Annotated in this window: 12 protein-coding genes; 2 read left to right on the forward strand and 10 right to left on the reverse strand. The window is 31.9% G+C overall.

Features of this window, described 5'->3' with window-relative positions:
- Positions 1–22: 22 nt before the first annotated feature.
- From ABYI63_RS07605 to tsaD, 10 genes are all read right to left on the reverse strand, one after another.
- Positions 23–853: a sugar nucleotide-binding protein gene (locus tag ABYI63_RS07605; RefSeq protein ID WP_372755108.1), complete on the reverse strand. Its 831-nt coding sequence runs from the start codon at positions 851–853 to the stop codon at positions 23–25.
- Between the two features lie 13 nt (positions 854–866).
- Positions 867–1,781 (reverse strand): glutaminase, encoded by a 915-nt coding sequence (locus ABYI63_RS07610; protein ID WP_372755110.1) that lies wholly within the window; start codon positions 1,779–1,781, stop codon positions 867–869.
- Between the two features lies 1 nt (position 1,782).
- On the reverse strand, positions 1,783–2,865 hold the full coding sequence (gene gcvT, locus ABYI63_RS07615) for a glycine cleavage system aminomethyltransferase GcvT (RefSeq protein ID WP_372755112.1): 1,083 nt from the start codon (positions 2,863–2,865) through the stop codon (positions 1,783–1,785).
- A gap of 286 nt (positions 2,866–3,151) precedes the next feature.
- Positions 3,152–4,339, reverse strand: coding sequence for a class I SAM-dependent methyltransferase (locus ABYI63_RS07620; RefSeq protein WP_372755114.1), 1,188 nt, complete (start codon positions 4,337–4,339; stop codon positions 3,152–3,154).
- Between the two features lie 7 nt (positions 4,340–4,346).
- Positions 4,347–5,435 carry an AI-2E family transporter gene (locus ABYI63_RS07625; RefSeq protein WP_372755116.1) on the reverse strand — a complete coding sequence of 363 codons (1,089 nt, stop codon included), beginning with the start codon at positions 5,433–5,435 and terminating at the stop codon, positions 4,347–4,349.
- Positions 5,436–5,456: 21 nt separating this feature from the next.
- Positions 5,457–5,957 carry a TrmH family RNA methyltransferase gene (locus ABYI63_RS07630; protein WP_372755118.1) on the reverse strand — a complete coding sequence of 167 codons (501 nt, stop codon included), beginning with the start codon at positions 5,955–5,957 and terminating at the stop codon, positions 5,457–5,459.
- A gap of 55 nt (positions 5,958–6,012) precedes the next feature.
- Positions 6,013–6,657: a DUF4159 domain-containing protein gene (locus ABYI63_RS07635; RefSeq protein WP_372755120.1), complete on the reverse strand. Its 645-nt coding sequence runs from the start codon at positions 6,655–6,657 to the stop codon at positions 6,013–6,015.
- A complete protein-coding gene (locus ABYI63_RS07640; RefSeq protein ID WP_372755122.1) occupies positions 6,654–7,364 on the reverse strand; it encodes a 16S rRNA (uracil(1498)-N(3))-methyltransferase in 711 nt (236 codons plus the stop codon). The genes ABYI63_RS07635 and ABYI63_RS07640 overlap by 4 nt, the downstream gene beginning before the upstream one ends.
- A complete protein-coding gene (locus ABYI63_RS07645) occupies positions 7,364–8,002 on the reverse strand; it encodes a peptidylprolyl isomerase (protein ID WP_372755124.1) in 639 nt (212 codons plus the stop codon). Before ABYI63_RS07645 ends, ABYI63_RS07640 begins: the two co-directional genes overlap by 1 nt.
- 95 nt (positions 8,003–8,097) lie before the next feature.
- Complete coding sequence (gene tsaD, locus ABYI63_RS07650; protein ID WP_372755126.1) at positions 8,098–9,120, reverse strand: tRNA (adenosine(37)-N6)-threonylcarbamoyltransferase complex transferase subunit TsaD; 1,023 nt, start codon at positions 9,118–9,120, stop codon at positions 8,098–8,100.
- 220 nt (positions 9,121–9,340) lie between these two features.
- Between tsaD and ABYI63_RS07655 the strand changes: the two genes are divergently transcribed.
- Together ABYI63_RS07655 and pfkA are read left to right on the forward strand one after the other, a co-directional pair.
- A complete protein-coding gene (locus ABYI63_RS07655; RefSeq protein WP_372755128.1) occupies positions 9,341–13,705 on the forward strand; it encodes a translocation/assembly module TamB domain-containing protein in 4,365 nt (1,454 codons plus the stop codon).
- A 192-nt stretch (positions 13,706–13,897) separates the two neighbouring features.
- The gene (gene pfkA, locus ABYI63_RS07660; RefSeq protein ID WP_372755130.1) at positions 13,898–14,884 is read left to right on the forward strand and encodes a 6-phosphofructokinase; all 987 of its coding nucleotides are present in this window, start codon (positions 13,898–13,900) and stop codon (positions 14,882–14,884) included.
- Positions 14,885–14,900: the final 16 nt, after the last annotated feature.

Below are 14,900 nucleotides of genomic sequence, written 5' to 3' on the forward strand. Positions count from 1 at the left end.
GATAAGGGAACGCTAAATAAAACTATATTTCTAGCTCGGTTAATATTTCCTGACTTATTAATTGCAGGTTTTTTGGTAGTAAATTGTACTTTGGTAATACTGCTAAATAGCGATCGTCGTTGGTTGTGTAAACTTGTTTGTAAAGGGCATTTTTAATGCCTAGTGTTGTTATGATGTCTTTAAAAAAATCGTCGTGATGTACCAAATCGCTGCTTCCTAAATGGAAAATGCCCGATTTATTGCGGTTGATGATGTAATGTATTTGTTGAGTTAGTTTGTTATCTGTGGTTACATTCATTATTAAATTAGGGAACACTTCAATTGGTTCTTTGTCTTTTACAAGCTGCAGGATTTCTTGAATTCGTGGTGATTTAGCCCCAAATACCATTGGTAATCGTAAAATAGCTACCTGATTTTTTGGTAAGCGAAGCAGCATATTTTCAATTTTAATTTTAAAATGCCCGTAAATACTGTTGCTTAGGGTTTTGTCTTGTTCGTAACTTGGGTATTTACTGTAAGCATCAAAAACATTAGCTGACGACAGAAAAATTAATTTCACTTTTTTTGAAAAGACATATTCTGCAAGGTGTTGATGCACGATGACCTGCTTAGAAAAATCACCACGCAATGCTGAAATAATGATGGTGGGTTTTACGATTTCTAGAATTTCATATACATCATCTTCTTCTATATTATACTGAAAGAAATGATTATTTTTTTCTAATTGGATATTGGATGTATTATAGGTTCCAAAAGTTTTAAAATAGGAGCAGAGTTCTTTGTAAATGGCATTACCTAAAAAGCCACTAGCACCCAAAATTAAAATTCTATGTTTATGTTCCTTTTTATCCATGAGCCATTTTTTTTTAGAAAATGGATAGTTTTGTTTTAGTCGTAAATTGTTCTAGAGCAAGCATTCCTAATAAAGAGTTCCCTTTTTTGTTAAGTCCGGGAGACCAGGTTGTAATGATATAATGGTCTGGCAAAAGTGCAACGATACCACCACCAACGCCACTTTTTCCGGGTAAACCAACTTCAAAAGCAAACTCGCCAGCTTCATCGTAAAAACCACAAGTTAGCATTATGGCGTTAATACGTTTTGCCTGAGATTCGGTTAATTGCGCTATTTTTTTTAAGTCGCCACCTTTATTTGATAAAAAGAAAAAGGCTTTAGAAACTTGACTACAGCTCATTTCTATAGAACATTGATGAAAATAGAAGTCTAAAACAGCATCAACAGGATTTTCTAAATTATTGAAAGATTTTAAAAGATTTGCCGCTGCATAATTTTTGAAACCCGTATTTTTTTCGGAATTAGCAACAGCTGTGTTGTAATTTATATTAGTGTCGTTGGCTAACTCTCTAACATAGTTTAAAAAATCTTCTTTCGGATTTTTTAAATGGGAAAGAAGAATATCTGCAATTACGATAGCTCCAGAATTTATTAACGGATTTCTTGGAATGCCATTTTCAATTTCTAATAAGGCTAATTGATTAAATGGGTGACCAGAAGGTTCTACATCTACACGTTTCCAAACCGATTCACCAATTAATGCCATTGCTTTGGATAAAGCTAAAACCTTTGAAATACTTTGTATTGAAAAGGGCGTTTCAAAATTGCCAGCGCCATAATCCAAACCATCTAAAGTTCTTAGATGAATGCCAAAATTATTTTTATCTACAGCTGCTAATTCGGGAATGTAAGACGCTACGGTGCCTTTTTCTTTCGCATTTTTTGCTGTTTCACATATGTCATCTAAAATAGCCTTAAAATTTTGCATATTAACTTTTATAAAACGGAAGTTTTACAACAGTTGCAGGTATGGCATTTTTACGAATTTGAATGTTTATTTTGCTTCCAACTCCCGAAAAAATGGTAGGCACATAGCCTAAACCAATACCTTTTCCTAAAGATGGAGACATTGTTCCAGAGGTTACTTCGCCAATTTTAGTGCCATTATTATCTACAATATCATAACCATGACGTGGTATTCCGCGTTCGTCCAATTCAAAAGCAACTAATTTGCGTTTAGATCCTTGTTCTTTTTCTTTTTTTAAGGCTTCGGAATTTGTAAAGTCTTTTGTAAACTTGGTAATCCAACCTAAACCAGCTTCTAGAGGCGAGGTGGTATCGTCAATATCATTTCCATACAAGCAGTACCCCATTTCTAAACGTAATGTGTCCCGTGCAGCCAATCCTATAGGTTTGATACCAAAATCTTTTCCTGCCTCAAAAACCTTATCCCAAATTTGTTGTACTTCGTTGTTTTTACAATAAATTTCGAAACCACCACTACCAGTATAACCAGTTGCAGATATAATTACATGCTCGATACCAGCAAAATCGCCTACAACAAAATTGTAAAAATTAATGGCTGATAAATCGTGACTAGTTAAACTTTGCATTGCTTCAATTGCTTTTGGGCCTTGGATTGCAAGTAGCGAATAAGCATCGCTTAAATTTCGCATAGTAGCATTCATCGTATTTTTAGAGCTAATCCAATCCCAATCTTTTTCAATATTACTAGCGTTTACAACTAGTAAATAAGTGTCTTCTTTAATACGATACACAATTAAATCGTCCACAATTCCGCCCTCATCGTTAGGCAAGCAACTATACTGTGCTTTTCCAATGGTTAATTTTGAAGCATCATTACTAGTTACTTTTTGTATCAAAGCCAATGCTTGTTCACCTTCAATTAAAAACTCACCCATATGAGATACATCAAAAACCCCAACGGCGTTTCTTACGGTTTCGTGTTCTATGGAAACACCTTCATATTGAACGGGCATGTTGAATCCTGCAAAAGGAACCATTTTTGCTCCAAGTGCTTCGTGAGTTTTTGTTAAAGCTGTATTTTTCATTAGAAATGTTTGGTTTTTGATGTCCCCAAAGGGATAATTTTATTGTTTTTTTTGAATGAAAGCAAATGTATTGAAAATTTATGGATGCTAATTTTTAGTAAAGTTAAAATTCTGAAGCGTTTTCAGGATGTAACCATTAGAATGTGCTGCTTGTGATGTTAATAAGGAGGTTTTTAATCCAAATAATTGTAATAGGAAATGGTATAGGTTGTATAAAAACTTCTTAAATATAATTACATAGGAGATTTACTGAAAGTATTTGTTTTCAGACAATTGAATTTTGAAATTAAGGCTTATCCACTTTTGATGCTAAAATTACAATTTTAGTATCATTTAAATCTGTAGTAAAAAATAAGAAAGTATCTCCACCATCTTTAATATTTAGTTTTTTTCGCAATTGTTCTACAGTTTCAGGAAAATTACGAGTCGTTATATTAGCCTTAGTAATTCCCAATTTTTTAAAGGTTTTTTTGTTGTAAACCTGTGTTGCTTCAATTTTAAAACTTCTGCCAGGGAAATCAATTAAACGCTTGCTAGTATATAGATGGGAGTGTTTGTGCAGTTTAAAAACTTCTAATGTGTTGGTAATAGAATGGAATCCACCCGATTTTAAAATAGCACTATTAGGTTCGTATAAATAGGTAAGGGGTTCTTCGTATTTAGATTCTAAGGCTTTTTCTGTTTCAAATGAAAAATTAAAAGTCTCATTGTCGGTCTTTTTTATGTTTACTGTTTCAATGGTAATTTCTTCATCAAAGCCATTTTGTAAAACCCATAGTAGCTCTTTTACTTCGTTGTTTATAGCTATTACATGAATGGTTTTAACGTGTTTTAATTCGTTAATACCTATTGAAAAATCGAGTAGGGGCGATGTTTTTATTAGTATATTTTTGGAATGCTTAAAAAGTAATTCGAGATGTAACGGAACGTTGGGTAAACAATCATTTAAAAAAAAGACTTTCCCTTTACTGTCATGTCGTCTGGATGGGTCAATATATATCCAATCGTAATGCTTATTGCTGGTTTTTAAGTGCGAAATCCCGTCATTACTGTGGGTTGTAATAGATTTGACTTGTAATTGCTTGTAATTATGATTTACAATCAGGGAGAGTTCTTTGTTTATTTCACAATGTTCAACCGTTTTAAAGGTTTTAGAAAAATAATAACAGTCTACTCCAAAACCACCAGTTAAATCGATGAGAGATTCACCTGAGATTAAATTGGATTTGTATTCTGCAGTTATTTCGGAGGAGGTCTGTTCAATATTTAACTTATTTGGATAATAAATATAGTTGCAATTAAACCAAGTAGGTAGCTTCTTTTCACAGCGTTTTTTAGCTTCAATTTGCTCAATAATATCTTTAGTTTCTATGGAAGCAAAAGAGGTTCCTTTCAATAATAACGAGGTAACGTCTGAATTTAAATTATTATTTATAAATTCTTGAATATCATTATTTAAAATAGCTTTATTCAAATCAAAATTATAAGTTTTTTGTTAGTTTTTTTACAATTTTGTTTTCGGATAAAAACTCTTTTAAAATTACCTTTATAGCGGTGTATGCAGGTACTGCTACAATTAAACCAATTACACCAAATAAAATACCAGCTATTAAAATAAGTAGAAATATTTCCAGTGGATGGGATTTTACACTTTTTGAAAATATTATAGGTTGACTAAAAAAGTTATCTATTAATTGTCCGATAGTTATTACTACAAGTACCCACATGGCATTAGGTAAAATAACCTCGCTAAAGCTATTTCCTAAGTTATTTGTCATGGTTAATGTGAGCATTAAAAACCCACCAATTAGCGGCCCTACATATGGAACCAAATTTAATAATGCACATAAGAATGCTATCACAATTGCATTTTCAACGTTCAGAATTAATAAGCCTATGGTGTAAATAATGAATAAAATTAGAATTTGAAAAATAAGACCAACAAAATATCGGGATAGCAAATCTTTAATTTTTACGAAAGAATTTTGCCAGCGCTCTTCTTTATTAACTGGAATAAATGTAAGTACGCCACTTTCGAACAAACGACTGTCTTTTAAAAAGAAAAACGATATGAATAATACGGAAAACAACCCGATACTAAAACTGCCAAATCCGCTAATTACAGCGTTTAATAAATCCGGAATGAGTGAATAATCTATTCTAGATAATAAGTTTGATTGTTTAAAAGTTTGCTCAATATCAATTTGGTGTAAGTTAAAATAGCTAACAATTTCTATATATAAATCTTCAATGTTACTTTGTAATAATTCAATATCTAATAATGATAAATTATGACCTTGTTTTAAAATAAGTGGCACAAACAATAAAACCAATCCCACAAATAACCCAAGAAGCAATGCCATAGAAACAATTACCGCCAAGGTGTTTTTAAATTTTAATCGTTTTTCTAAAAATAATACAATCGGTCTGCCAATTAATGAAATAACCGAGGCAATTGCTATGTAACCAATAACAGATTTAATATTGTATAAAAAAAGCAATAAGATAGCCACTCCAACGAGCACAGCTACAGCTCTTAATATACCGTTAGCAATTATTTTTGAATTCATTTAGTAAATATATAAAATCGGTTACAAAAGTTGCTTCGTCATTTCGTATAATGCAATATTTGTAGCCTGTACCACGTTCATGCTGCTGTTTTGTCCGTACATATCAATATGTATAATAGCATCAGAATCGTTTAAAATAGTTTCAGAAACCCCAAAGTTTTCATCGCCAATTACTAAAACAATAGGTTTTTCTGAAGTAAATTTTAACTTATGAATTGGTTGACTGGTAGAAGTAATTTCTAGTGAAATAATTTGGTGACCTTTAGTTTTTAGTTCGGTCACTACTTTTGAAACATCTTCACAAATTTCAAAATTAACTACTTTTTCAGTAGCTCTAGACGTTTTGGTTAATTTGCGACCTATTGAAATATTTTCACCACAAAGAAACAGTTTTTCAATACCAAAGGCATCCGCAATTCTAAACAAACTACCTAAATTGGGAGCGTTAGTAACATTATCGCAAACCAAAATTATAGGGAAGGTTCGCTTTGGAAAATTTGTATTGTAATGAGTGAGTTGCAAGAGTGTAAGTTGTTAATATTTGAGGTAACTTGTTGTGTTTTTGTTTCTAATTATTTTAGTTTTCAAAGGCGTATTTAATAATGTTAGCTCCCATTTTTAGGGCTTTTTCTCTTACGTCGGCAGGATCGTTGTGAACTTCGGGATCTTCCCAACCATCGCCTAAATCGCTTTCAAAAGTAAAAACAAGCAATAATCTATTTTCATGAAACATCCCAAAAGCTTGCGGGCGTTTACTATCATGTTCATGAATTTTTGGCAATCCGTTTGGAAATTTAAACGCAGTATTAAAAATAGCATGATTTGCAGGAAGTTCTACCAATGTTTTGTTAGGAAATACCTTTTTAAGTTCTCTAGTGATATAGGGTTCAAAACCATAGTTGTCATCGATATGTAAAAATCCGCCAGCTATTAAATAATTACGAAGGTTTTCGGCATCATTATCACTGAAAAAAACATTTCCATGCCCCGTCATGTGTACAAATGGGTACTGAAATAAATCGGTGCTGCCAACTTCAACTTCTTGGGGTTTAGGATTTATTTTAGTGTTTATATTATTATTGCAAAATGAAATTAAGTTACGCAAGGCCGTAGGGTTTGCATACCAATCACCGCCACCTTTGTATTTAATTAGTGCAATTTCTTGAGCAGATATTGTTAAAATAATTAGGTTAAAAGCAAAAAGTAAAATAACGTTTTTCATAATACTTCATTTGTAAAGGCAACGCTGTGACATGCTACAATGGCAGCTGTTTCTGTACGTAATCTAGTGTTTCCCAAAGTAATAGGAATAAACTTGTTTTTTATGGCCAGTTCAATCTCTTTCGTGCTAAAATCACCTTCTGGACCAATTAGAATAGTTAAGTTTTGTTTTGGTTTTAACTCCTGTTTTAGCGATTTTCTATCGTACTCTTCGCAATGTGCAATAAATAACGTATCGGTAAATTCCTGATTAACGAAATCTTTAAAAGAAATTGTATCATTTAGTTTTGGCATATAGCAACTTAACGACTGTTTCATGGCTGCTTGTAAAATCTTTTCGAAGCGTTCAGGTTTTATTATTTTCCTTTCGCTATGGTCGCAAATAATAGGAGTGATGCTATCAATGCCTATTTCGGTTGCTTTTTCTAAAAACCATTCATACCGATCGTTCATTTTTGTGGGTGCCACCGCTAAGTGCAAATTATAATCGTGTTTTAATTGCTTCGTTTTGGAAATTATAGTAACCACGCATTTGTTAATATTGGCAATAGTTACTTCGGCAGTAAACAGCCAACCGCATCCATTGGTAATATGCAAGGTATCGCCAGCCACTTTTCGAAGTACTTTTACAATATGCCTGCTTTCTTCTTTTTCAAAAGAAAATTGAGTATTGCTTTCTGTTATATCTGGATTATAAAAAAGCTGCATTAATTAATCGTTTCAACAATTTTTAAGACTTTAATTTCTGAAATATCTTTAGGTTCATGTGTTTTTAAAACAACATAATACCAGTTTTTCTCAGGAACATCTACAGTAAATATAGTATTTATACCATGATTACTATTTATAATTTCATTTTCGAAGGAGGGATATAAATCACCTTGGGTAAACCAACCTAAATCCCCTCCTTTATTAGCATTTTCATCCATAGAGTAGCGATTTGCTAAATAATCGAATGGCGCCCCATTTTTGTACTCGTTAATCAGGTTTGTTCTTAAAGTATTTAAATCGGACATATTATATTTGCTTCCATCTAAATAAATGTAAGAAGCTCTGTAATACGTGGTTTTTGTTTTTTCAACAACTTTGTAAATGGTTTTTTCAAAGTCCGTTTTAATAGTTTTTATACCTCCTTTAGAGAGTGTGAAAAGTTCATTAGCCAGTATTGATTTATGTTTTTCCTCATTAAAGGTAATCAATTTATTATCTCTCGATTTTTTTAATTCTAGATACTTTTCAATTTGCTCGGGGGTTTCAATTTGCTCTAATTCCTTTTCGGTAGAAGTTTGGGCATTTAATAAGGCAGAACCACTAAGGATTACTGCAAAAAGTAGGTTTTTTATCATGATTTGGGTTTTAATTCAATTCAAATTTAAACTTATTATTTAAAATTTGTAGAAATGAAATTATAAGTTTTTAAGAATGGATTGTTTACAACCCACTAAATCTTTAGTCGGGCTGATGCAGCCACATTTTGTTCCGCAAAATCACCATCCAAATATTTTAAATACCCAACAATGGCAATCATAGCAGCATTATCGGTAGTAAATTCAAATTTGGGCACGTAGGTTGTCCATCCAAATTTTTGTTCACCATCTTTTAAAGCTTGGCGGATTCCGGAATTTGCCGAAACACCGCCACCGATAGCAATGTGTTTAATACCCGTTTCTTTTGATGCCAATTTCAATTTATCAATTAAAATTCCAATGATTGTATATTGAATGGAAGCGCAAATATCATTTAGATTTTCTTCAATAAAATTCGGATTACTTTTTGTTTCATTTTGAATAAAATACAATATTGCTGTTTTTAAACCAGAAAAGCTAAAGTTTAAACCATCTACCTTTGGTTTTGTAAATTTGAAAGCTTTAGGGTTTCCTAATTTGGCACGTTTATCAATTTCAGGGCCTGCAGGATATCCCAAACCAAGAATTTTTCCACTTTTATCAAAGGCTTCTCCAACAGCATCGTCTATGGTTTCACCAATTACAGTCATATCAAAATAATTGTCAACCCTAACAATTTGGGTGTGACCTCCGGAAATGGTCATGGCTAAAAAAGGAAAAGGCGGTTTGTTAAAACCATCTTCATCAATAAAATGAGCCAGAATATGCCCTTGCATATGGTTTACATCAATTAGCGGAATGTCTAATCCATAGGCTAATGATTTTGCAAACGAAGTGCCTACTAACAAAGACCCCATAAGCCCGGGTCCTCTGGTAAAGGCGATGGCATGAAGTTGATCTTTAGTAATGTTGGCTTTTTTAAGTGCTTGTGACACAACAGGTACAATGTTTTGCTGGTGGGCTCTGGATGCAAGTTCGGGAACTACACCACCGTATTCTTCATGAATTTTTTGGTTGGCAATAATATTGCTTAAAATACGTCCGTTGTGCATTACAGAAGCTGCGGTATCGTCGCAAGAAGACTCAATTCCTAGAATATAAATATTTTGTGAAGCCATTAGTAAAAATTGGGCATAATAATTGTTAATTTTGAAACAGAATTAAAGTCTAAAAGAGTACTTTTATTCGTAATTGCAAAACTACTTAATTAAATTTTTTAATGGAAGTTAAAAAAACAGTTTATGTAGTTTAATTGGGTTTATCCTTTTTCATTTTTTAAAATCGGAATTAAGTATCAAAAAAATATTTAAAATAACATATAAGATAGCAGGTATTATAGTGCTGTTGTTCATCATTTTGGTGCTTATTCTTTCTATTCCGGCAGTTCAAACCAGTTTGGGAAAATATGCTACTAAACGCCTTAATGATGAGTTTAAAACCAATATAAACATTAGTAAGGTTAGTCTGCAATTTAATGGCGATGTGGAGCTTAAAAATATTTATATTGAAGACTATAAAAAGGACACTCTTATTAATATTAACGAATTAAATACATCTATTATTAGTATAAATAATTTGATTAATGGGAAATTGACCTTTGGTGATATAGATATTGAAGATTTAACTTTTAATATTAAAAAGTATAAGGATGAGAATGAAACTAATTTAGATGTTTTTGTAAATAAGTTTGAAGATGATAATCCAAGAAAATCTACCAGTAAATTTCTCTTATCTTCTAGTGATGTGTCTATTTATAATGGTATATTCAGATTGCTTGATGAAAACACAGAAACTAAAAAACTGCTGGAGTTTACTAAATTAAATATAAATGCCACCAATTTCTTGATTAATGGTAGCGATGTAAGCGCTAGAATAAACACCTTGGCATTTAATGACAGCAGAGGTTTGGTTATGAAGAATATGATGACCAATTTTGCCTATACGCCATCAAGTATGTCTTTTGCGGATTTAGATATCGTTACCCAACATTCCGAATTAAAAGGAAATCTCAAATTTGAATATAAACGTGAAGATTTACAATATTTTACCGATAAGGTTTCTCTTAAAGCTAATTTTAAAGATTCTAACGTTTATCTTGATGAAATTAATGTTTTCTATAATGAATTTGGAAAAGATCAAATTGCGTATTTAAACGTAGATCTTTCAGGAACTTTAAACGATTTAAAAGCTACCAGTTTAAATTTAACTACTAGCCGAAATTCGGAAATAAACGGCGATTTTGTATTTAAAAACCTATTCAATAAAGAAGCTAACAACTTTTATATGAATGGTAATTTTAGAAATTTAACATCAACCTATCAAGATTTAAAAGCCTTACTTCCTAATATATTAGGACAATCCATTCCAACGAGCTTCGATAAATTAGGGCAATTCACTATTGTAGGGAATTCACAGGTAACAGCATCTACCGTAAATGCAAATATTCAAATAGATACGGAATTAGGCTATGTAGATTCCGATTTATTCATTTCAAAAATTAATGATATTGATAATGCGTCCTACAAAGGCAAAGTCGCTTTTGAAGGATTCGATTTTGGTACATTTTTAAACAATCCAAATGTAGGAACGGCATCTTTAAATTTTGATGTTAATGGGTATGGCTTTACCGCAGCAAACCTAAACACTAAAGTAACTGGTGAAGTTTTTGAACTGCAATTCAATAAATACAATTACACAGGTATAAAAGTAGTTGGTAATGTTAGAAATAAAATTTTTGATGGTAGTTTAATTGCTAACGACAAAAATTTAAGATTAAACTTTTTAGGTTTAATAGATTTTTCTGAGAAGGTAAATAAATATGATTTTGAGGCTAAAGTAGATTATGCCAATTTAAACGCGCTTAATTTTATTAAAAAGGATTCAATTTCCATTTTTGAAAGTCATGTGAGGATGAATGTGAATAGCAGTAACCTGGACGATGCCTACGGGAAAATATCATTTACAAATACTTTATATCAAAATCAAAATGATAGCTATTATTTTGAAAAATTAGATTTAACATCCAGATTTGAAGAAGATATTCGTTTTATTGAAATTAAATCGCCCGATATTATTGATGGCGAATTAAAAGGACGTTTTGTATTTAATGATTTAAAGAAACTATTCGAAAACTCCATAGGTCATATTTATACAAATTATACGCCTCATAAGTTAAAGTCTAACCAAAGCATCGATTTTAATTTCAAGATTTATAATAAAATTATTGAAGTTTTTTATCCAGAAGTAGAATTGGCCAAAAATACGTTTATAAGAGGTCGGGTTGAAACTGATGAAAAACAGTTTAAACTTACTTTTAAATCACCTCAAATAAAATTCTTAGATTATTTTGCTGATAATATAGAATTACAAGTTGATAATAGTAATCCACTTTTTAATACCTATATCGAGGTTGATAGTATCAATACCAAGTATTACAACGTATCAAAATTTAGTTTAATTAATGTAACGGTAAATGATACTTTGTTTATGCGCTCGGAGTTTAAAGGAGGTAAGAGAAATAGCGATATCTTCAACTTAAGTTTTTATCACACTATTAATGATTTAAAAGAATCGGTAATAGGATTCAAGAAATCGGATTTTACTGTAAAAGATCATATTTGGTATATAAACAACAAGAAAGATAACTTTAATAAAATTTCTTTCACTAAAAACCTTTCGAGGTTTAATATTAATAATTTAGAAATTAATCATGAAAATGAAGAAATAAAATTATCAGGATTCTTAAAAGATTCTACACAAAAAGATATAAAACTTAATTTTAAGAATGTCGATTTATCCAAAATTGTACCCGAAATTGAAAGTCTAACGTTAGAAGGGCGCGTTAATGGAAAATTAGATTTGCTTCAAAAAAATGGTAATTATTTACCAAGCTCTAGTATTGTGGTAAACGACTTAAAGGTAAATAGTTTCAATTTTGGCTCTTTTGATGCCAATATAAAAGGAAACCAAAACCTTACCAATTATAATGTGGATATAAGTATAAAAGACGATGTTAATAAAACATTTAGAGCCTTAGGCGACATTAGTGTGTTAGGAAAACTAGCAAGTATTGATGTGGATTTAGATTTTAATACCTTTAATTTAGCACCATTAAATCCCTTTTTAGAAGACGTTCTTTCAAACATTCGAGGTCTTGCCACAGGTAAGGTTAATGTTATAGGTAATTTAAAAAAACCTAGAATGAATGGCGATTTAATTCTTGATAATGGTGGGTTAGGGGTACCTTATCTAAACGTAGATTACCAATTTGCTAACAACGCTTCAGTAACCTTGGAAAATCAGAGTTTCATTTTTAATAAAATTCAAATAACCGATACAAAATACAAAACGAAAGCTCAATTAAATGGCGCTTTACATCATACGAATTTCTCTAACTGGGGATTAGATTTAAATTTAAATACTTCTAAGCTTTTGGTTTTAGATACGAAAGAAGCAGAAGATCAATTGTATTATGGTACAGGTTTTGTTGGTGGTAGGGCAAGTATCAAAGGACCAACGGAACAATTGGTTATTAGCGTGGTTGGCGAAACAAGACCGGGAACGGTTTTTAAAATTCCTTTAAGTGATACCGAATCTTTTGGCGATAATAGTTATATAAACTTCATTACTAAGGAAGAAAAATTAGCTAGAAAACAAGGAAAGGAAGTAGTTTATAATGAAATAAAAGGATTAGAGTTAGATTTTGATTTAGATATTACGGAAGATGCCGAGGTTGAAATTATAATTGATAAAAATTCAGGACATTCTTTAAAGGGACGAGGACGTGGTGGTTTATTAGTTGAAATTAACACCAACGGAAAATTCAATATGTGGGGAGATTTCTCGGTATTTGAAGGCGTATACAATTATGCCTATGCCGGTTTAATTCAAAAAGAATTTACAGTACAACCCGGTGGAACTATTGCATGGGAAGGCGATCCGCTGGATGCTTTATTAAACATGCGCGCCATCTACAAAACACAAGCCAACCCTTCTCCTTTACTAGATAATCCTATTAATAGGAGTATTCCAGTGGAGTTGGATATCAGTTTAACTGGTAATTTAGAACGCCCGACACCTATTTATGATTTTAAGTTTCCAACAGTAAATTCAACTATTAAATCGGAGCTTCAATATCGCTTAGAATCTGAAGCCGATAGAGAAAATCAGGCACTTTATTTATTATCAACGGGTTCTTTTTCGAGGGGTTTAAGTGAATTGAATTTTTCAGGCACCATTGCAGAACGTCTTAATGGGATAATTAATGGAATTTTTACAACTACCGATAGTAAACTTAATATTGGTTTAAATTACGAGGCTGGGGAAAACCGTCCAGATTACCAAACGGATGATAGGTTCGGCTTTACGTTACAAACCCAAATAAGCGACCGTGTACTTATAAATGGTAAGGTTGGGGTGCCCGTTGGTGGTGCAGGAGCAAGTGAAACAGTAATTGCTGGTGATGTGGAAATAAACTTTCTATTGAATGATGAAGGTACGTTAACAGCCAATGTTTTTAACCGAGAGAACTCCATCCGAAATTTTGGGGAGGCTGTTGGTTATACACAAGGTATTGGTTTGTCTTATAATGTAGATTTTGATACTTTTAAAGAATTACTTTATAACTTATTTAAAAGTGCTAAAAAAGAAGAAGAAATCACAATAGAAAATGAAGATAATAATAGCAAAAATATAATTCCCTAATTTATTAAAATAAAGTCCACTACGGATAATAAAAAATTACTTATTTTAGTAAAGTTATACAAACCAAAAGTTGACTACTATTATTGTCCTTAACTAAAACGTTATAGTGTAATAAGTCGAATTTTAATAGTGAAATTCTATTAATATGTGGTTTTTGTTTACTAATTTTACCTTTGAAAAATAGAAGAATTAATGCCAAAAACAATAAAAAAATTAGCAGTTTTAACTTCAGGAGGAGATTCTCCTGGAATGAATGCAGCCATACGTGCTGTAGTCAGAGCTTGTGCTTATCATAATATAGAATGCTTCGGGGTTTATCGTGGTTATGAAGGATTAATTGACGGTGACTTTGAATCGATGGATGCAAGAAGCGTACGTGGAATAATAAATAAAGGTGGTACATTTTTAAAATCTGCACGTTCAAAAAACTTTAGAACAGAAGAAGGTAGAAAAAAAGCCTTTCAAAAATTACAAGAAGCTGAAATTGATGGTTTAGTAGCTATTGGTGGAGACGGTACCTTTACAGGAGCCATGATATTTAATCAGGAATTCGGATTTCCAGTAATTGGAATACCAGGAACTATTGATAATGATATTTTTGGAACCTCTCATACTTTAGGATTTGATACTGCCTTAAACACGGTAGTGGATGCCATTGATAAAATTAGAGATACAGCAAGTTCACACAACCGACTTTTCTTTGTGGAAGTTATGGGTAGAGACGTTGGTCATATAGCCTTAAACGCTGGTATTGCTGGTGGAGCAGAAGAGATTTTAATTCCTGAAGAAGATTTAGGAATGGAGCGTCTTGTAGAATCTTTAAATAAAAGTAGAATATCAGGTAAATCTTCTAGTATCGTAGTTGTTGCAGAAGGGGATAAAATAGGTAAGAATATTTTTGAACTTAAAGATTTTGTTGATGAAAACTTAGAAGGTTATGATGTGCGAGTGTCAGTACTTGGTCATATGCAACGTGGTGGTGCGCCATCGTGTTTTGATCGTGTATTAGCAAGTAGAATGGGTGTAAAAGCCGTGGAATCTTTACTAGAAGGTAAAACTAACTATATGGTAGGTTTACTAAATGGTAATATGGAATTAACACCATTAGATCGCGCCATTAAAGGAAAAACGAAAATAAATTTAGAATTATTGCGTGTCTCAGAAATCATGAGCACTTAACATTTATAAACAAGAA

This window comes from Mariniflexile sp. (assembly GCF_041583155.1).
GTDB lineage: Bacteria > Bacteroidota > Bacteroidia > Flavobacteriales > Flavobacteriaceae > Mariniflexile.

What these genes read in the sequence shown, in the direction of transcription:
- ABYI63_RS07605 (WP_372755108.1), bottom strand. Translation starts at nt 853, where the DNA reads ATGGATAAAAAGGAACATAAACATAGAATTTTAATTTTGGGTGCTAGT.
- ABYI63_RS07635 (WP_372755120.1), bottom strand. Translation starts at nt 6,657, where the DNA reads ATGAAAAACGTTATTTTACTTTTTGCTTTTAACCTAATTATTTTAACA.
- ABYI63_RS07625 (WP_372755116.1), bottom strand. Translation starts at nt 5,435, where the DNA reads ATGAATTCAAAAATAATTGCTAACGGTATATTAAGAGCTGTAGCTGTG.
- gcvT (WP_372755112.1), bottom strand. Translation starts at nt 2,865, where the DNA reads ATGAAAAATACAGCTTTAACAAAAACTCACGAAGCACTTGGAGCAAAA.
- tsaD (WP_372755126.1), bottom strand. Translation starts at nt 9,120, where the DNA reads ATGGCTTCACAAAATATTTATATTCTAGGAATTGAGTCTTCTTGCGAC.
- ABYI63_RS07645 (WP_372755124.1), bottom strand. Translation starts at nt 8,002, where the DNA reads ATGATAAAAAACCTACTTTTTGCAGTAATCCTTAGTGGTTCTGCCTTA.
- pfkA (WP_372755130.1), top strand. Translation starts at nt 13,898, where the DNA reads ATGCCAAAAACAATAAAAAAATTAGCAGTTTTAACTTCAGGAGGAGAT.
- ABYI63_RS07640 (WP_372755122.1), bottom strand. Translation starts at nt 7,364, where the DNA reads ATGCAGCTTTTTTATAATCCAGATATAACAGAAAGCAATACTCAATTT.
- ABYI63_RS07610 (WP_372755110.1), bottom strand. Translation starts at nt 1,781, where the DNA reads ATGCAAAATTTTAAGGCTATTTTAGATGACATATGTGAAACAGCAAAA.